The following is a 17863-nucleotide window of genomic DNA, read 5'->3' on the forward strand; positions in this document are numbered from 1 at the left end:
CTCCTGCCCTGCGACACCAGGTCACAGTTCCGTGCCCCATGGGCAGTCGCCGCGGTCGCGCTCCACCGCCCGCTTCTTGATCGTCTCGAAGTTGGAGACGAAGCTCGCGTACGCGGACGGCCTGTTCATGATCCTGAGGACGGTCTCGTCGTTCAGGCTGAGCGAGTTGGTGTTGAGGTTGTGGCTGCCGGTCCACACCACCCGCTGGTTCGCCGCGCCGCTGTAGTGGCCCTGGATCATCAGGTTCTTCTCGTGGACGTAGGGCTGGAGGAATCCGAAACCCCACGCCCGGACGTTCTTGTGCCCCACGAGCATCTTGCAGGCCGTCTCGTGGAACTTCGCGACGATGATCTCGATCTCGCACTTGGCCTCGGCGAGCCGCAGCAACTCCTCGGCGACCGCCTTCCGGCTGAACGAGTAGTTGGCGATCCGGATCTTGGTGCCGCCGTCGCACTTCACCGCGCGCAACGTGTTGGCGAAGGTGTCGCCGCCGTCGCCACGCGGGTAGAAGTAGGCCTTGATCCCCTCGAACTCGCGCGGCTTGCGGTGGTCGTAGTAGTTGTTGTCCCGGTTCTCGGCGAGGAGATCCTCCACGTACCCGCCGTAGTACTTGTAGAGGCCCTCGTTGTTCGTCTCGGTGTACCAGGAGTTGAACGTGTTCTCCGCAGAGTCGTCGTTGAGGTTCGCGGTGCCGACCGAGACGACGTTCTTGGCGCCGAGTGTCTCGGAGAACAAGAAGAACTTGCTGTGCATGCGGCCGCTTCCGATGCAGGCGTTGCTGCTGTCATCTGTGCAGATGACAGCGCGTGACCCGTTGCCAGCCTCCTTCAGCTTTTCGAGCAGCTTGTCCGCGTCGTCGTTGGCCGCGTCGTAGATCACCGTGACGCGGATGCCGCTCCTGGAGGCGTTGAGGAGGGCGTCGATGACCCGGCGGTCCTCGAACACCATGGCGGCGGCGACGATGCTGGAGCCCTTCTTGGCACCGTGGATCATCTCCACCAGGTGTTTGACGATCCTGTCCTCGCCGTCGCCGCGTGGATTGTTGAACACGGTTTGACTGGTCAGTTCGCGTGGTGCGGCCGCGGCGGTGCCGGTGAGGACGAGCAACCCGGCGATGGCCGCGGCGGCGATTTTTCGCAGATGCATACGCCCCACTGCGCCCGTCCCGCCGCAGGCTGGGCAAGCGTTTGGGACGGTGGGACGAAAAGTCGTGTGCCACCTGCGCGAACGGGTACCTCATCGAACGGGGAGTGGAACGTTCGAGGGGAGAAACGATGGGGCGAACGGCGTACAAGGCCGATTTCGCGGAACGGTTACGCGCGCTCAAAGATCGCAGCGGCCGCAGCTATCACGCACTGGGCAAGCGTTGCGGGGTGTCCAGCTCGACGCTGCACCGCTACTGCACCGGTGGCGGGGTGCCCGCGGAGTTCCTGCTGGTCGATCGGTTCGGCAGGGCGTGCGGGGCCAGCGGGGAGGAACTGGCCGAGCTGCGCAGGTTGTGGATGTTCGCACTGGTGCGGCCGGAGCCGGAACCCGCGGTCGTCACGCCGGTTCGCCGGTCCTTCGGGTGGCGGACCCCGGTCGGCGTCGCGGTGGTCGCGTTGCTGACGTACGGCCTGGTCACGGCCAGCCGTCCGGTGACGCCGGCGGTGCGGCAGACCGGCGCGAGCTCGGTGCCGATGTGGACCGACAAACCCATCGGCGTCGGCCGGGAGTTCGTCGGTGTCACGAAGAATTCCACGTCACGGGAGATGCCCGCGTTCGGGGTGGGCGCGGTGCGGCTGTGGAACTCGGGCACGCGGTGGGAGAAGCTCGAGCCGGAGCGCGGTCGGTTCGAGTGGTTCCGGCTGGACCGGCTGGTAGAGCCAGCGCGGGAAGCGGGCGTGCCGGTGCTGTTCACCCTGGGCGGCACACCGGCGTGGGCGAGCCCCGACGGACCGGAGACCGTGTTCGGCGACGGCTCCCGGACGTCACCGCCGGACGACCTCGACGACTGGGACCGGTTCGTCGGGGAACTGGCGCGCGTCTACCGGGGCCGGATCGACGCGTACGAGCTGTGGGACGCGGCCAACCACCAACGGGTCTACAGCGGGTCGGTGGAAACCATGGTCGCGATGACCGAGCGGGCGGCCCGCGTGATCAAGGCGGCCGATCCCGCCGCCGAGGTCGTGTGTCCCGGCATGGCCGAGCTGTGGGAGCCACAAGCTCTGCGGTGGCAGGAGCGGTTCGCGGAGCTGGGCGGCTACCAGCACTGCGACGTGCTGGGCGTGAAGCTGCACCAGCGCTGGTCAGCCGACCCGCCGGAGCGGATGCTCGAGCTCGCCACGGAGATCGACAGGACGCTCTACCGCGCGGGCGTGCCGGAGATGCCGCGGTGGAACATGGGGCAGGGCTTCGCCACCGGGGTGGAGGAGCGGCTGGACCCCGAGCTCGCCGCCGACCACGCGGTGCGGTTCTACCTGGTCAGCCTGTACGCTGAGTACACACGGGTGTACTTCTACAACTGGGGCAGCGACCGGATCCCGATCGTGCTCCAGCCCAGCGGCGGCATCCCGACCCGTGCCGCCCGGCACGTCGACGAGCTCGGTTCGTGGCTGCGGGGCGCGCGGAACACGTCTGCGGCAACGGGGCCAAGCTCGGCCTGCCCGACCACGTGTGGCAGTGCGGCTTCACGAAGGACGGCACCGAGTTCCAGATCGTGTGGACCGACGGCCCGGCCGTCCCGCTCACGCCGCCCCAGGGTGTGGAGGCGGTCGAGGTCATCGACGGGGAACGCCGGCCGGAGCTGCCAGGCGGATCGGTCGAGATCACGGGCCGCCCTGTGGTGTTGCGGCTGACCTGAGTCAGAGGTGAGCCGACAGGAAACCGTTCGCTCGCGTCACGGCCGTTGAAACTGGTGACATCGCCTATTCGACTGTCGCCAGCTCTGGGGGCGTGTAGCGGTGAGTGAACGCCTGGGGCGTAGCGGCTCCTGTGGGGTTGTGCGTGCCGAAAACTGCATCCGCGCAGGTTAAGCGGCATGGCGATACTCGTGGATGACTCCGCCGAGACGGTCCTGTCGATCTATGGTGAGGCGTTCGATCTGGTCAGGCACGAGAGGCTGAGGGCGGGCTCTCAAGGGTGCCGCGGCGGCGAGTGATCGGTGGGTGCGGTGTTCGTTGTAGTGCCGCTCGTACTCGCGCAGTGCGTGGCGTAGGTAGGTCTGGTTCCAGATCAGCGTGCGGTCCAGCAGTTCGGCGCGGAGTGTCTTGACCCAGCGTTCGATGATGGAGTTCATGCGGGGTATCCGAACACCGGTCTGTACCGTGGCGATCCCTGCGGAGCTGAGGATCTTGTCGATCAACGCAGGATATTTGGCGTCGCGGTCACCTCGACGCGCCAAGCACATGGCGTCAGGTCATCAGCTCGCGGCTATACGCACACGTGATGATGACGGCGGCCTCACCCGCTTCACCAGCCCGGGCATCCTCCTTCCAGAGCGCGGTGGCTTCAACTGTGCGACCGCATCACCGAACAGGTGCCTCATCTTCACGGCATGTTGCACGAGCGGACCGACAAGAACGACGAGCATCAGCAGGCTGACCGGGTCCGTGACCCCCTTGGAAACCGGTTCGGCCAAAGTTCTGACGGCAACCACCAGGAAGCCCGCCGCGAACGTCCAGAACACCTGCTTCGCGTGCAGGTTGAGCTCGCTTCGAGAAGCAGCAGGCATCTCGAATGCGTAGGCCACGAACCACCGGAACAGACACATGAAAACCGGCAGCATCACGACGCTCAGCGAGAGCCCGAAAAGCCAGCTGTGGCCCCGCCACAATGCCAGCACAGACACCCCTGCGCAGCTCGCCGTCGCCAGGATGTCGAAAACCAGCCCCACTCGCCTCATCCGGTACATCGCGTAGCGGGGAGAGCGCAGCCGCCACGGGCGATAGCGTCGTTTCAACCTGGCGCGCGCACGCGCACTTCTCTTGGCTGGGTATCGTCTCACGTATGCAGAGTGACATGGGCCCTCAGAAGTCCACCACTTGCAACGGTATTGAGAGTCGACATGTCGTACATCGCCTCTGCATCAGGAACCCACCGTGGGTGCAGTTCCACGTTGTCAGTCCAGATGACTCCGGCTCTGGATAAGAGCGCGAGCTCCTAGTCGCCATCGATGCCGACAGAATCAGGATTTCCCGTAGAAGATGGGTTCCTGGGCCTGTGCGTGCCGAAACTGCATCCGCGCAGGTTAAGCAGCATGGTGATACTCGTGAATGACTCCGCCGAGACGGTCCTGTCGATCGACGGTGAGGCGTTCGATCTGGCTGGGTTTGAGAGGCTCGGGCAGGATCCGGAGGGGTGCTGCGGCGGCGAGTGATCGGTGGGTTCGGTGCTCGTTGTAGTGCCGCTCGTACTCGCGCAGCGCGCGGCGTAGGTGGGTCTGGTTCCAGATGAGCGTGCGGTCCAGCAGTTCGGCGCGGAGTGTCTTGACCCAGCGTTCGATGATGGAGTTCATGCGGGGCATCTGAACACCGGTCGGCACCGTGGCGATCCCTGCGGTGCCGAGGATGCGTATCCGCCTGCCGCTACCGAGGGAGGTGCCGAGGAGAGCCTCGATCTGCGCGATACGGTTGAGTACAACCTGCGGCATGAGGCAATCCGCTCAGAAGGCCCGGGGTCAGGACTGATAGGCCGCCGCCTGCAGACGGTACAGGCTCGCGTACGTACCGCCGAGTTCGAGAAGTGAGGCGTGGTTTCCGGCCTCTGCGATGTGGCCGTTGGCCACGACTACGATCAAGTCGGCCATTTTGACAGTGGAGAAGCGGTGCGATACCAGAACGGTGATGGTGCCGTTGGCCTGTCCGATGCGGCGGCCGTGCTCGGCGTAGCGTTCGAACAGCTGGTGCTCGGCCTCTGCGTCAAGTGCCGAGGTGGGCTCGTCAAGGATCAGAAGCAGCGGGGCCTTGCGCATCATGGCACGGCTGAGGGCGAGTTTCTGCCACTGGCCGCCTGACAGTTCCCTGCCGTTGGCGTAGGTCTTCCCCAGCTGGGTCGTCAGCCCTTGGTCGAGCTGGTCGATCACACTGGCGGCACTGGCGCGGTCCAGCGCGGCGAGGACGGCGTTCTCGTCGTTCAAGAACGGGAGGTCGCCCACCCCCACGGTCTGCCCTGCGGCGACTTCGAACCGGACGAAATCCTGGAATCCGGTCGCGATCCGGCCGCGCCATGCGTCAAGCGGAAACCGGCGGATGTCGGTTCCGTCGAGCTCGATGGCGCCCGCGGTGGCGTCGTAGAACCGGCACAGCAACTTGACCAGCGTGGACTTTCCGGCGCCGTTCTCGCCCACAATCGCCACGGTCGAACCGGCGGGCAGGGTGAGGTTGACCTCGTGAAGTGAGGTCCGCCCAGTGCCTGGGTAGGCGAATGCCACGTCGGTGAGCCGGATGCCGGTGCGGATGGAATCTGGTACCTCGGCGTCGGCGGGCGGCGGCTGGTGAGCGGCTATCAGGGCGCGCAGCCAGCGCAGCCGGGTCATGCCACGCGTCATGCGCTGCAGCCGCCGGAACATCTCCAGGGCTGAGTTGATCTGGCGGTTGACCTGGGTGGCGAGGGTGATGACGAGGACGACTGAGCCGACACTGCCGTGTCCGGAGATGGCCTGGCGCAGTGAGAGCAGGACCGCCGCGATGTACGCGGCGGAGAAGGCCAGTTGTCCGGCCGCCTCGATGAGTGCTGATCTCAGTTCGGCGCGGGCCAGTACCCGGCCCTCGTCCGCCCACAGAGCGTGGTGGCGGCGCCGGAACTCGTCCTGCAGCCGGAACACGCGGATCTCCTTGGCGGGTGCCGCGCTGGTCCCGAGCTCGAAGAGGTTCCGGGCCTGCCGGGAGACGGTGGCGGAGCGTTCGCGGGCTCCGTTCTGGACGTCCTGGGCGCGGTGAGTCGCGTACATGGGCAGCAGGGCGGCCACCGGTAGCAGCATCAGCCACGGGCTGACCGATGCGAGCAGCCAGGCCGTGAACGCTGTAGACACCCCCAGCGACAGCAGTGCCATCAACCCGACCAGAGCGTCCGGATACTGCCCGATCTCCTTGCGCAGCAAGGAGATCTCGTTGGCGTAGTCGGGCCGCTCGTGGTGCTCCAGGCCCGCGGAGCCGTTCGCGAGCTCGATCAGCTCGCAGTCCATCGTGACGGTGACGAGGTCAGCGGCCTCCCCGTAGGGGATGAAAGCGAAGTGGTGCAGCATGAGTGAGCAGACAGCCAGTGTTCCGACCAACCCGCCGGTCAGGACCGCGCCCGCGACGTCGCCGGCCACCACCTGGTCGATGCCGTCCTTGAGCGCGAGCGCGAGAAGCGGCGGCGCGGCACCGCCGAGGATCATCAGCACCACCGACAAGGCCATTCGACCTGGGCTGTCACGCCAGGCGGCCGCCATGATCTCGCCGGTGGCGCGCAGTGCGGCGATCACCGCTGGATCCCTTCGGTGGCATGGTCGTCGATGTCTTCTCCGGCTTGGAACCGCCGCGCCTGGAGGTGGTACAGACCGGCGTACCGCCCGCCTTGGTCCAGCAGGCTCTTGTGGGTGCCGTCTTCCACGACCCGGCCATGCTCGAGAACCACGATGCGGTCCGCGTGCCGGATGCTCGAGAACCTGTGCGAGATCAGCAGTGTTGTTCGCCCCCTGGCGTCGGCGATGAACTCCTCGTAGAAGGCCGCCTCGGCCCGTACGTCCAGCGCCGATGTCGGCTCGTCCAGGACGAGCAGCTGCGCTCCGTGGTCCACGGCGTACAGGGCGCGAGCGATCGCGATCCGCTGCCACTGGCCTCCGGACAGCTCGGCTCCTTCCACGTACTGGCGCGACAGCAGGGTCCCGATGCCGTGCGGCAGCTTCGCGATCGCCTTGCCGATACCAGCCGTGTGAGCGGCCGCGGCCACCCGTCCGGGATCGGCCGGCTGCTCGACGGCACCGAATGCGATGTTGTCCGCGACGGACAGTTCGTAGCGGTTGAAGTCCTGGAAAATGACTGCGATCTTGCGCCGCCACGCGTCGACGTCCAGCGACGCGATGGCCCGGCCGTCGGCCAGGATCGCACCGCTCGTCGGCTCGTACAGGCGAGACAGCAGCTTCACCAGGGTCGTCTTCCCAGAGCCGTTCAGACCGACCAGAGCCGTGCACTGCCCGGCGTGGATGGTCAGATCGAGTCCGTCGAGCACCAGGCGCTCGCTGCCGGGGTAGGCGAACGACACGTTGTCGAACCGAATTCCGCCGCGGAGCAGCCCGGCTGGTTCGGCAGTCTCTGCGGACTGAGCTTCTGGGGCGTCGAGCGCCGCGGCGGCCTCCTGAAACCGGTGCAGCGCGCTCACCGACTGCATGCCGAACTGCGTGCCGTTGTCCGACTCGTGGTAGAACTCGCCGAGGGAGAGCACCCCGAGCGTCGCCTGGACCCCGAGAACCAAGTGGGTCAGGGAAAACTGACCGGCGGCTGCCGCCCGCAGCATCCAGGTGAGCACCAGCGCAGCCATGACCACGCCGAAGACGGTCCGCCACGCAAAAGCGGCTCCGTTGGCCTTCCTGCGTTCGCGCCACACCGGGCGCAGCGCGGCCAGCGCGCTAGCTCGATATCGGTCCGCGAGCCATCCGGTCAACCCGAACACCCGCGTCTCCTTGGCGGCGCTCGGCCCGATGCCCAGTTCACGGAAGTACATCGACTCACGGCGCAGCGGGCCCATCACCGGGCGCAGTCGGGTGTAGATCCGAACCACTGCCCGGTGCCCCACCCGAAAAGTCATCGTGACCAGACAGACCACGGCCGCGGCCCACCACGAAACGGCGACCCCCAGCAGGACCGTGTACGCGGCCAGTTGCACGTACTTGACCACCAACGCCACCGTGCCCGCCGCCGCGTCACCTGGGGTGCGGCCACGCTCCAGCTGCTCCGCCGCCAGCCACAGGTCGCCTGCTGCCTTGTCGTCCTCAAGCCCGGCGATCCCCGCACCCCGCAGTGACGCCGCCAGGATCTGATCGTGGAACTCGCCGTCGACCTGGTGCTTCAAGATCCGCCCGAGCGAAACCGACAGCGGTGCCAGCAGCTGCTGAACGAACAGCAGGCCAGCGGACGCCACGAACGCCGCAACCAGCGAACCCCACGCCGGCGACCCGAGCCCGCCGACGACCGCGGCCGGCGTGCTGCCGACCACGATGCTCGAGGCGATCATGAAGCCGCTGGGGAGCACACCGACCAGCACGTTCAACAGCGCGAGCCAGATCGCCAGCGGACCGGCCACTCCACGCAGCTCCCGCAGGAGGTACAGCCGCGGCTCAATTCGTTCTTCTTTGTACGTGCGCCACCACCGCTGCACGCTCAGATCCCCGCCATCGAGCTGCGAAGCTGCTTCTCAGCCTCGGCCAGAATCTGAACGGTGTCCTTGGCGGAGCGCGCATCGCACGGGTGGGTGCGCCGGCGTAAAGCCGCCACAGCGGCGAGTTCTGCGGCCGCGACCCGCAGCGACTGCCTGGGATCGACCGAGCTGACCGGCATGGTCGAACGGCCGGACGGGCCCCACAGGAAGAGATCAGGCCCAGATGCCGGCTTGGGCGCGCTCAGCGTCATCGTGGCTGTCGACGACGCGCCCGTCACGTGCTGGAGCACCAGGTAACTCACCTCGCCACCGCCCGGCACAGCGGTCACCGAGGTCACCGGGCCGAGGCACGCCCCCAGCATGTCGACCAGGTGCGGGCCGACGTCCCACAGCGCGCCCGTCTCCTGTCGCCACGGTGTGTTGAACGGCGAGCCGGGCCGCAGCGCCGTCGCCAGCCAGAGCGCGGCACCGCCGGCCCAGCCGCCTCCCGGCTCCTGCTTCTCGGCGAGCCAGGCGCGGATGTCGGGGTTGAAGCGCCAGGTGAAGAAGACCACCGAGGCGACACCCGCGTCATCGATGGCCGAGACGAGTGCATCCGCGTCCTCCGGAGTCAGCGCGATCGGCTTCTCCAGCAGCAGGTGCTTGCCCGCCTGCGCGGCGCGGATCGCCAAGGACGGCTGAGCGCGCGGCGAGACCGCGAACGCGACGGCGTCGACCGCGTCCAGGAACGCGTCGAAGTCGGTGAACGCGACCGCACCGTGCGCCGCCGCGAGTTCAGCGGCGGCATCGGGATTGCGCCCCCAGACGGCGTCCAAGGTCGAGCCGGGAGTGGAGGCGAGAGCGGGCGCGTGCGTGAAGTTCGCCCAGAAACCAGTACCAATCAGGCCGAAGCGCATGTCGGTCCTTCCTAGCTCAGCCGCTCGAGGAGGTGCTCGCCGACTCTGAGGGCGTTGGCCATGACGGTCAGCGCGGGATTCACAGCGCCCATGCTCGGCAGGAAGCTCGCGTCGGCGACGTACAGGTTGTCCAGTTCGTGCGCCTTGCAGTTCAGGTCGAGCACCGAGGTCGCAGGGTCTGCGCCGAACCGGCAGGTGCCCGCTTGGTGCGCCACGCCCGCGATCGGGTTGGCTTTGTGCCGGAAGAAGTTCTTGTCGAGCACACGGTCGGCGGTGAGGCCGATGCGGCTCATGGCCGTCGTCAGCTCACGGCGGAGTCCGTCGGTCTCGGGCTGGTTCGTCAGCCGGTAGGCCAGGTGGATGTTTCCGTCCCGATCGACGGTGACCCTGTTTCCGGGTCTCGGCAGGTCCTCGGTGGTCAGCCAGAAGTCGACGGCGTGGCCGGCGATCTCTGCCGGGTTGAGCCGCAACCCGAGCGTCGACAACAACGGATCCGCGCGTCTGGTCACCATGCTGGACTTGCCGACCATCTGGATGTTTCCCAGCGGCCACGGCCTGCCATCACCGGCGAAGTAGAAGTCGTTCAGCCCCAAGGTCTTCTGGAACGCCGAGTTGTTGGGCTCCTTGGCGATCACCACCACGGGCTCGCTGTTGTGCAGCATGAGGTTCCGGCCAACCTGGTCGGAACGGTTGGCCAGGCCGGCGGGGTGAGCTCCGGACGCCGAACTCAGCAGGATGCGGGCGGTGTTGACCGCGCCTGCCGCAAGCACCACGATGTCGCCGCTGTACGTCACGGTCTCCCCCGCGCGCGAGACGACCACTCCGGTCACGGTCTTGCCGGAAGAGTCGGTGGTCAGGCGCCGCACCTCGGCGTCGACCACGAGGGTGACGTTGTCGAGGTCGAGAACGGGCCGGACACCGATGACCTCCGCGTCCGCTTTGGCGTGCAGCAGGCAGGGGAAACCGTCGCAGGTGCTGCATCGGATGCATGCGCTCTTCGGCCGGTTGGCCTCGTCGAGCAGGATGCCGCACGGGGCAGAGAACGGGTGGTACCCAGCTCGCTCCAGATCGTCACTGAGCTGCTGGATGCTGTGCTCGTGGGAGACGGCGGGCCAGGGGTAGTCCTTCGACCAGTGTCCCCCGGGTGGGATCCTCGCCATGCGTGCCGTGCACCTGGTACAGCCACTCCGCCTTGGTGTACCAGGGCTCGAAGTCGTCGTAGCCCAGCGGCCAGGCCGGGGACGGCCCGTCGATGTGACGGACTTCGCCGAAGTCACCGGGACGCAGCCGGTACAACGCCGCACCGTACATCTTGGTGGCGCCACCGACGAAGTAGTAGACCTTGGGCTGGAACGGGCGTCCTTCGTCGTCGTACCAGGTGTCCCGCGAGACGTACCGGCCGTTGGCGCGAACCTCGTGCGGGTCCCAGTTCTCCCTCTCGCGCGGCAGGAAATCACCGCGCTCCAGCAGCAGAATGCGCTTTCCGGCGTGTCCAAGAACATTGGCGAGTGTTCCACCGCCGGCGCCGGTACCGATGATGATGACGTCGTAGTGTTCGCTCACGTCCGGATCGCATCCCAGGCGGAGAGCTGGAAGTGGCGGTACAGGTCGCGCAGCTCGGAAGCCGGGTAGTTGTCCTGCCAGGGTTTCTTGCGACCGGCGAAGTGGATGACGGCCGCGCTCTTCTCGTCCTCGATGAGTCCGGCGAGGGGGTTGACGTGCTCGGCCGGGTGGACGTATTCGGGTCCGCGGGGGGACATCGCGAAGGTGTTCCAGCGGGACTCGATTCGGTGCCAGTCGCCGTCGGCGGCGTAGTTGAGCGCGTCCTGGTCGTAGAAGTGCACCTTGTCGGGGTGTTCGGCCAGGAACTCGCGCGCCCGCTCGAACAGGCGGGAGCCGCGGATCCGGGCGAGATCCAGGAGCATGACACCGCTGTTGAAGTAGGCGCGGCCTTCGGGGAGGCCGAGCGCCTTCCACCCCGGCATCCCGGGGCCGTGCCCGATCAGCGGGCTGATCGGATCGCGTGCCGCTCCGATCGGATGGCCGCCCAGATCGCGGACGAGCAGCGGTCGCAGGTCCCCGAGCACCAGTGTGTCGACATCCATGTACAGAACCCGTGGCTCGTCCTCGATCACGTCGGGAATGGTCATGCGTGCGTAGATGGCCCTGCTGTACCAGGCGCCGATGGGCAGGTCTGGATCGGCGTCGGGAATGGAGCGGATCTCGACCAGCAGGCCCAGGCTCTCGGCGTCGCGTAGAATCGATGCCGTGTTCTCGGGCGCGAGTCCCTGGTCCAGGACGACGAGCCTCAGTTCGTCTACATCCGGTCCGTGCGCCACCGCTATGGACCGCATCAGAGTGCGCAAAGGCTCTACGTAAACGTCGTCGATCGCGCAAACGATCGGCGCCAAAGGTGTTGCCACGTTCACTCCGTCTCACTCACTGCCTTTTCCGGGCCGCCCGGCGCTCGCGCGCTTCGTCATCCCGGCTTCGGTAGACTGAAAAGATGCGCTCGGCCGCGTCAGGCCAGTCCGGGTACTTCGAATAGTTCGCGTCGCAAGAATGGAAGGCGAAGCGACTGTCCCGGACATCGATCCTTCCGTCGTGATCCCTGAGGTACTGGAGGAAGGCCTCGGACTCGCCGACGACAGAATGGTGAAGCAGCTTCCACTTCCCCGAGGAGTACGCTTCCGCCCGCTCCTCCAGGCGATCTCTCACCGACAACGTCCACTTGAAGTGGTGCACTTGGGCACAGAGATCGCCGATCGGCGCAGCCTTCCCAGTCCAAGCCCTGTGCTGGCCGTAGTCGAGTTCCACAGAGCCGCGAGCGATCGTCACCTTGGTCGGCCGCCCGTTCAGCAAGGGGAACGTGAGCAGTCCCGCCAGGGGAAACTGGTCCCACAGTGAGCGGCGTCCGACCGGTTCCACAGCCGTGAGCCGGCCGTCTTCACTGACGCGATCGAGAAAAGCGCCGGTCACGTAGTCGTAGCCGTCCTCCTCACACAGCGCGATGACATCCGTCAAACTGCGGTCGTAGACGTGAAACTCGTCAAGATCCGCGATGACCCACCAGTCATCAGGATGTTGCAGCATCAGCCCCCGGATGAGCTTCGCGTTCAGGTCTTCATGCCAGGGTCCGATTTCGATGCGGTCGAATTCGAGTCCGAAATCCGCCATGGCCGAGACGGACTGACGGAGAGCCGGGTCTTGCTGGTCCGCCACGTGGCGGACGATATGGAAGGATTCGATCCCCATGGCGGCGTAGTGCGCCAATGAGTATGGCAGCAGAGAAACGTCTCCACCCACTACCGAGACAAGCCGAACAGTCATCATGACCCTCTCAAAGCATCTTCCAGAATTCCGCCGAGCCGATCTTTGTCATATCGGTCCCATGCTGCCGAATACGAACGTGACGGATCACCCAGGAAGTACTTCTCGAAGAGGACTTGACGGGAGCCGAAAGCCTCACCGACGAGGTCCCAGGCCAGCCGGTAAACACGTGTCCGTTCGTTGCCGTCCATCGTCGCACCGCGGTAGTACTGACCGATCACAGCCGCAAGCGGGCCCTCCAGATCCGCGGAGGTGGGCGTCATGAACAAGCCTGAGGCCGACAGGTCTCGCAGCGTGTCGACAGCGGAGGCATACACGTCCTTGCTGACGCGAAGTCCTGCCAGAACCGGTTCGGTGGCGGGCACCCACATTCCCCAGTCCGTGGTGAAGGCGTCGGCCTCGGCCGCTCTCAGGCAGGCTTTGGTGACGTCGAGGCCGGTGACTATTTCACCGAGTCTGCGGCGCGGCTCATCGGCTTTCGACAGCCCCGTGCTTTCGACGACGGCGGCCGCGGTCGCCAGGACGAGCTCGATCTTCACCGCACGTCGTGCGAGCACCTGCTGCCCCACGTGCTCGTTGAAATGGGTGGCGACCTTGAAGTTCCGGTCCAGTTCGACGTCTCGGTAGACGAAGACCCGCTCCCACGGAACGACCAGATCTTCGAAGATGGCTACGCAGTCCATCTCGTCGAAGCGCGAGGCGAGAGGATGGTCGACACTTCCCTTGCGGGTGAACGGTTCCCGGCAGACCAGCTGCAACCCCGGGGTGTCCAGCGGGATCGCGAAGGAGATGGAGTAGTCCTCCTCCCCCACCTCCAGAGGGCGGCCGGCGCCGAACACCAGAAGCTCATCGGCGAGCGGCGCGAGCGTTGCCAGGCTCCGCATGCCCCGGACGATCGGACCCGAATCCGTCTCTCCGACGATCCGCAGAGGGGTGGCGACACTGCCGCCCTGCCCGGAGACCGTCTTGCTCTTGTCCGTACGCGGACCCGCGAACGTGTGGGACAGGCACAGGTCACGTCGTCGTGCGTCCTCGTGATACCGGACCAGGTTCTCCGCGAACCCCTTGTTGTCCCGGGCCGAGAAGAACTTCTGGTTCGCCGCGAAGGCTGTCAGGCAGGTCGCCATGTAGTCGGGACTGCGGCCCAGCATCCCCAACGATGCGCGGGCCCAGACCTCGAAACCTTCGCGACGGGCCACCAACTGCTCTGCCGAGCACGGAGGCATGAAGGCGCGACCACAGCGCTCTCCGTGGTGCTCCACGGAGAGCGCCGCCCGGCTCGGCAGCTCGTGCTGCAGGTCGTAAAGTTCCGCGATCTCACGAGCGGCAGGCATCAGGCCCTCGTGCGAGGTCACATCGTCGACCGTCGCACCGCCCAGCCAGACTCTGCGGCCGTCCTTCAGACGCTGCAGGTATTCCGCGCCCGTTGTGAGGCTCACGCCTTTTCCTCCACGCCGCCGGCGTCTCCAGCGCCGCCGTCGAAATCCGGGAGAACGGCCTCGTGGTCCTCCGCCGGAGGGACGGACGGGACGTGGACGACAAGCAGCACGGCGGGCTCTCCACTTGCCTTGAAACCGTGGGCCGTGCCCGGCGGAAGGTAGAGCGTCGTCCCCGCTTCGATCGCCTTGACCTCGCCGTCGACGTAGGCGGCCGCCGACCCGGACACGACGTAGACCAACTCCCCCGACAGGGCGTGGCGCGTCACCGGCGCGGGCCTGCCCGGCTGTACCCCGACATAGGACGCTCGCAACCGTGCCTGGCTGGCCGGAAAGTGGCCGATGGTGCCGAACGGTCGTTCCTGCACGGACAGTTGCCCGGCTTCGGTGGTCCAGATCTTCTCGGTCGTCACGTCTTCGACGGTCATTCTGTCTCTCCCTTGGTCAGCGCATCAGATGAGTGCCGGCGACGACCAGGTCCTGGCCCGCGAGCACTTCGTTTTCCGGGTCGAGGAGGAACGCGATGGCGCGCGCGACATCTGCGGCTTCGACCGCCCGGCCACGGGGCAGGTCCTCCTGCCTCGGTGGTGGTGATGGTCGGCCTTGCCGCTCGAACAGCCGCACCAGCCGCTCTCGGCCGGCGCGGCCCAGGTCGGTGTCCACGCCGCCCGGACTCACGCAGTTGACCAGAACCGAGTCGCCGATGACCTCGGCTGCCAGACACTGGACCGCGGCTCTCAGTGCCGCCTTGGTTGCCGCGTACGGGATCATGAACGACCGGGGCCGCAGCGGTGCGAGCGATCCGACCGCCACAATCCGGCCGAACTCGCTTCTCCGCATTGCCGGCAGGAGGTCCCGGGCGAGTTCGACGAACGCCACGACGTGCAGTTCGAAGAGGTCGCGCAGCACCTGTCCGTCGATGTCCTCCACGGCTGCCGGCATACCGCCGCCGGCACAGTGGACGAATCCCGTGATCGGAGGGCCTTCGCGGGCTGCCAGCTGCTCACGAAACCGCTGCCGCTCGTCGGGGCTCCGCAGATCCACCTGATAGGTCGCCGCAGCGGCTCCCGTGCCGGTGACCGGTGTCGTCGGGCCCTTTGTGTGCCCGACGAGGATCAGCTGTTCGCAGGAGTTCCGCAGGTGCCCGGCGGTGGCCAGGCCGATACCCCGGCTGGCTCCGGTCACCAGAACGGCTCCATGACTGCCCACGCGTCATCCGCCCAGAGGAGGATCGGCCCGGCGGACGCGCAGATCCAGAAGCGCGGGCCGGTCGGCCGCCAGAGCGTCACGGACCGCTTCCCGGACCTCGTCCAGCTTCTCGACCCGCCGGGACCACAGTCCGAGCCCCGCGGCCACGGCCGCGAAGTCCATCTCGTGGAACTCGGTCGAGATGATCCGCCCGTCGAAGTCCTGGATCTGGGCGGTGCGGATGCGGCCGAGGGCGGCATCGTTCACGACGACCCAGAGCACGGGGATGTTGTGGTTCACCGCGGTGGCCACCTCGCCGCCGTGCATCAGGAAACTGCCGTCACCGGTCACCGAGACCACGGGCCGATCCGGGTCCGCCAGCTTCGCGCCGATCGCCGCGGCGATGCCCTGTCCCATCCCCCCGAGAGACCGGCCGGGAAGGATCGCGTTGCTGTACCCGGCGCGGAAGATCTGCATCGTCCAGATCCAGTGGCTTCCGCTGTCCGGGAGCACGCGTGCGTCGGCCGGAAGGGCATCTCGTACCGCGGCGAGGGCCTCGCCGGGATGCATGTGCTCGTCGTACGAGCCGTCCGAAGAGACCTCATCGGGTTCCGGTGCGGACGTCGCCGTGAACAGCTCCGTGCGAAGCAGCGGGGTCGTCGTCTCCGAGGCGGAGTTCGTCAATGCGCTGAGCACGACCGCGGCGTCACCCACCAGGAGCTTGTCGATGGGCCACACAATGCCTGTTTCCTCGGCATCGACGTTGACCGAGACGACGCGGCCAGGTGCCGGCAACCCCGCCAGGCCGCCGAGCGACATGGCACTCAGGGACGTTCCCACCGCGAGGACGAGGTCGGGCTGCGTCCGTGCCCACCACCCGGGCAATCCCGGATCCCCGCCCGCACCCACGTGACCCAGCACCAGCGGCGTGCTGGCGGGCACAGCACCCTTACCTCGCACGGTGGTGACGATCGGGATGTTCCGTGCTCGGGCGAACCGCACGACGTCGTCTCCGGCCCGTGAGCTGGCCACACCACGGCCGGCCAGAATGACCGGCGCGGTCGCGCCGGCGAGTTCTTTCTCCAGCGCACGCAGTTCGTCGGCAGATGGGCACGGCCGGTGCTGGTCCTCGACGATGCGTGCGCGCAAACGGTCGAGATGGGGCAACGTCACCGGCTGGTCCCACAGCTCCATCGGTACGCTGATGTGCACGGGGCCGGCACGTCCATCCCGAGCTGCTGACAAGCCGCCCGCCAACAGCCTCACCAGTTGGTTGGGGTTCACCGCAAGGCTGCTGCTCTTGGTGATCGGTGAAAAGGCGGCGACGGTGTCCACTCCGCGCGCGAAGCTCGTGGATTCCTGATATGCCCTGGTCCCGAAAGCGGCCAGCCGCGACTGGCCGGTCAGGACCAACAAGGGAATGCCCTCCGAGTACGCGGTCGCGACTCCGGTCATCAGGTTCAGAGCGCCGGGACCGGTCGTCGCGCAGCACACGCCGACAGTGCCCCGGACCTGCGCCCATCCGGTAGCGGCGAAAGCCGCGCCCGTTTCGTGCGCACAGAGCACCGGCTCCGGGGCGCCGCCTCGGTCGTGCAGCTCGTTGTAGATCGACATGATGGCCTGGCCGGGTACCCCGAACACGTGGCCGACGTCGAGATCTTCCAGGACGTCAAAAAGGAAACTGACTGCGGTGGTCACTGTGCCGGCCTTTCGCTCAGTTCTTGTCCGGTCCGGCGTCCAGCCCACATGGTCCGGTCGGCATAGGTGAAGAAGAGATCAGCGGAATCGGGAATGCGGTAGCCGTTTTTCCACGGTTTCCGTTTGCCCGTGAAGTGGCGGACGCGAGGATGGCGCAGGGCGGCTTCGCTGACCGCTGGGACGGAGATCCCGCTCGCCGCGGGGTGCGGCGCCCCGTACCGGACGTCCATCATGTTCCAGGACTCGTCGACGGCGAGGAATTTGCCGTTGACGACCGCGTTGAGGGCTTCCTGGTCGAGCAGGCCTATGCAGTCGGCATGTTCTTCCACATAGGCGAGCGCCTTCGCGGCGACCTGATCTCGTCGCCACACGTCCAGGTTGATGAGCAGCATGCCGGCGTTGAAGTACGGGGCGCCGGGATCGAGACCGGCTTCCTCCCAGCACTGCACGCCTCTGGAACTGCCGATCAGAGGGTTGAACGGGTCGATGACCGCGCCGAGCGGCAGCCCGTGAAGGTCCAGCTCCCACAGATCGTCGAAGGGCGACAGGGTGATCGTGTCGGCGTCCAGGTAAATGACCTTGTCCCAGTCGCTGGGCAGCAACTGCGGCATCAGGAGACGGGCATAGGTCGCCGATGACGGATGGCTCAGGAAGGGGGATGAGGTGGGCCACGCCGACAGGCTGTTCACATCGATGTCCAGGAAACGGACGAGGCCGTTCACTCCGGTGTCCCAGGACGCTGACAGCCTTCGCTTGGACTCGGCAGAGATCCCGCACGACAGGACGACGACCTCGAGTGGCCTTTCCTCCTGCGAGTTGTCCAACACCGACCTGACCGATGCTGCCAGCGGGAATGCGTAGTCGTCGTCGGCTGCTAGAACTATCCGGATTGGTTCTACGGCCACGAAACCACCCTTTGTTCTGAAAGTCTGACAACTCGACCAGGCCGTGGAGATGCCATTACTGGACGCTTTCGGC

General features: G+C 66.7%; 17 protein-coding genes. 1 reads left to right on the forward strand and 16 read right to left on the reverse strand.

What is annotated here, in order from left to right; genetic code table 11:
- Positions 1-21 precede the first annotated feature (21 nt).
- Positions 22-1146, reverse strand: coding sequence for a phospholipase D-like domain-containing protein (locus IG04_RS0135100; RefSeq protein ID WP_030481047.1), 1125 nt, complete (start codon positions 1144-1146; stop codon positions 22-24).
- A gap of 128 nt (positions 1147-1274) precedes the next feature.
- Here IG04_RS0135100 and IG04_RS46865 point away from each other — a divergent pair, with 128 nt between their 5' ends.
- On the forward strand, positions 1275-2837 hold the full coding sequence (locus tag IG04_RS46865) for a helix-turn-helix domain-containing protein (RefSeq protein WP_030481048.1): 1563 nt from the start codon (positions 1275-1277) through the stop codon (positions 2835-2837).
- Between the two features lie 173 nt (positions 2838-3010).
- On the opposite strand, the gene IG04_RS0135110 is transcribed toward IG04_RS46865, so the two are convergent.
- The 15 genes from IG04_RS0135110 to IG04_RS45875 form a co-directional block, all read right to left on the reverse strand.
- Positions 3011-3343: an integrase core domain-containing protein gene (locus IG04_RS0135110; protein WP_051771323.1), complete on the reverse strand. Its 333-nt coding sequence runs from the start codon at positions 3341-3343 to the stop codon at positions 3011-3013.
- A gap of 57 nt (positions 3344-3400) precedes the next feature.
- Positions 3401-3874 (reverse strand): hypothetical protein, encoded by a 474-nt coding sequence (locus IG04_RS0135115; RefSeq protein ID WP_030481050.1) that lies wholly within the window; start codon positions 3872-3874, stop codon positions 3401-3403.
- A gap of 354 nt (positions 3875-4228) precedes the next feature.
- Positions 4229-4630, reverse strand: a complete 402-nt coding sequence (locus IG04_RS47805) for an integrase core domain-containing protein (RefSeq protein WP_063758352.1) — start codon at positions 4628-4630, stop codon at positions 4229-4231.
- 27 nt (positions 4631-4657) lie between these two features.
- Positions 4658-6445 carry an ABC transporter ATP-binding protein gene (locus tag IG04_RS0135125; protein ID WP_245816455.1) on the reverse strand — a complete coding sequence of 596 codons (1788 nt, stop codon included), beginning with the start codon at positions 6443-6445 and terminating at the stop codon, positions 4658-4660.
- Positions 6442-8337, reverse strand: a complete 1896-nt coding sequence (locus IG04_RS0135130; protein WP_030481053.1) for an ABC transporter ATP-binding protein — start codon at positions 8335-8337, stop codon at positions 6442-6444. Before IG04_RS0135130 ends, IG04_RS0135125 begins: the two co-directional genes overlap by 4 nt.
- 2 nt (positions 8338-8339) lie before the next feature.
- Positions 8340-9233: a Gfo/Idh/MocA family protein gene (locus IG04_RS0135135; protein ID WP_030481054.1), complete on the reverse strand. Its 894-nt coding sequence runs from the start codon at positions 9231-9233 to the stop codon at positions 8340-8342.
- An 11-nt stretch (positions 9234-9244) separates the two neighbouring features.
- Positions 9245-10393, reverse strand: coding sequence for a GMC oxidoreductase (locus IG04_RS43250; protein WP_211257870.1), 1149 nt, complete (start codon positions 10391-10393; stop codon positions 9245-9247).
- Positions 10305-10796: a GMC family oxidoreductase gene (locus IG04_RS47810; protein WP_211257871.1), complete on the reverse strand. Its 492-nt coding sequence runs from the start codon at positions 10794-10796 to the stop codon at positions 10305-10307. Before IG04_RS47810 ends, IG04_RS43250 begins: the two co-directional genes overlap by 89 nt.
- Entirely contained in the window at positions 10793-11662 is an 870-nt protein-coding gene (locus tag IG04_RS43255) for a glycosyltransferase (protein WP_084401869.1), read from the reverse strand. Before IG04_RS43255 ends, IG04_RS47810 begins: the two co-directional genes overlap by 4 nt.
- 10 nt (positions 11663-11672) lie before the next feature.
- Entirely contained in the window at positions 11673-12488 is an 816-nt protein-coding gene (locus IG04_RS44515; protein ID WP_144065532.1) for a hypothetical protein, read from the reverse strand.
- A gap of 74 nt (positions 12489-12562) precedes the next feature.
- The gene (locus IG04_RS0135155; protein ID WP_051771328.1) at positions 12563-14002 is read right to left on the reverse strand and encodes a 4-hydroxyphenylacetate 3-hydroxylase family protein; all 1440 of its coding nucleotides are present in this window, start codon (positions 14000-14002) and stop codon (positions 12563-12565) included.
- On the reverse strand, positions 13999-14427 hold the full coding sequence (locus tag IG04_RS0135160; RefSeq protein WP_030481058.1) for a cupin domain-containing protein: 429 nt from the start codon (positions 14425-14427) through the stop codon (positions 13999-14001). Before IG04_RS0135160 ends, IG04_RS0135155 begins: the two co-directional genes overlap by 4 nt.
- Before the next feature lie 16 nt (positions 14428-14443).
- Complete coding sequence (locus IG04_RS0135165; protein WP_051771330.1) at positions 14444-15184, reverse strand: SDR family oxidoreductase; 741 nt, start codon at positions 15182-15184, stop codon at positions 14444-14446.
- 27 nt (positions 15185-15211) lie between these two features.
- Entirely contained in the window at positions 15212-16885 is a 1674-nt protein-coding gene (locus IG04_RS0135170) for a thiamine pyrophosphate-binding protein (RefSeq protein WP_030481060.1), read from the reverse strand.
- Positions 16882-17790 (reverse strand): glycosyltransferase family 8 protein, encoded by a 909-nt coding sequence (locus tag IG04_RS45875; protein WP_159460494.1) that lies wholly within the window; start codon positions 17788-17790, stop codon positions 16882-16884. Before IG04_RS45875 ends, IG04_RS0135170 begins: the two co-directional genes overlap by 4 nt.
- Between the last annotated feature and the right edge of the window lie 73 nt (positions 17791-17863).

Origin of the sequence: Lentzea albidocapillata, from assembly GCF_000719115.1 — a bacterium.
GTDB lineage: Bacteria > Actinomycetota > Actinomycetes > Mycobacteriales > Pseudonocardiaceae > Lentzea > Lentzea albidocapillata.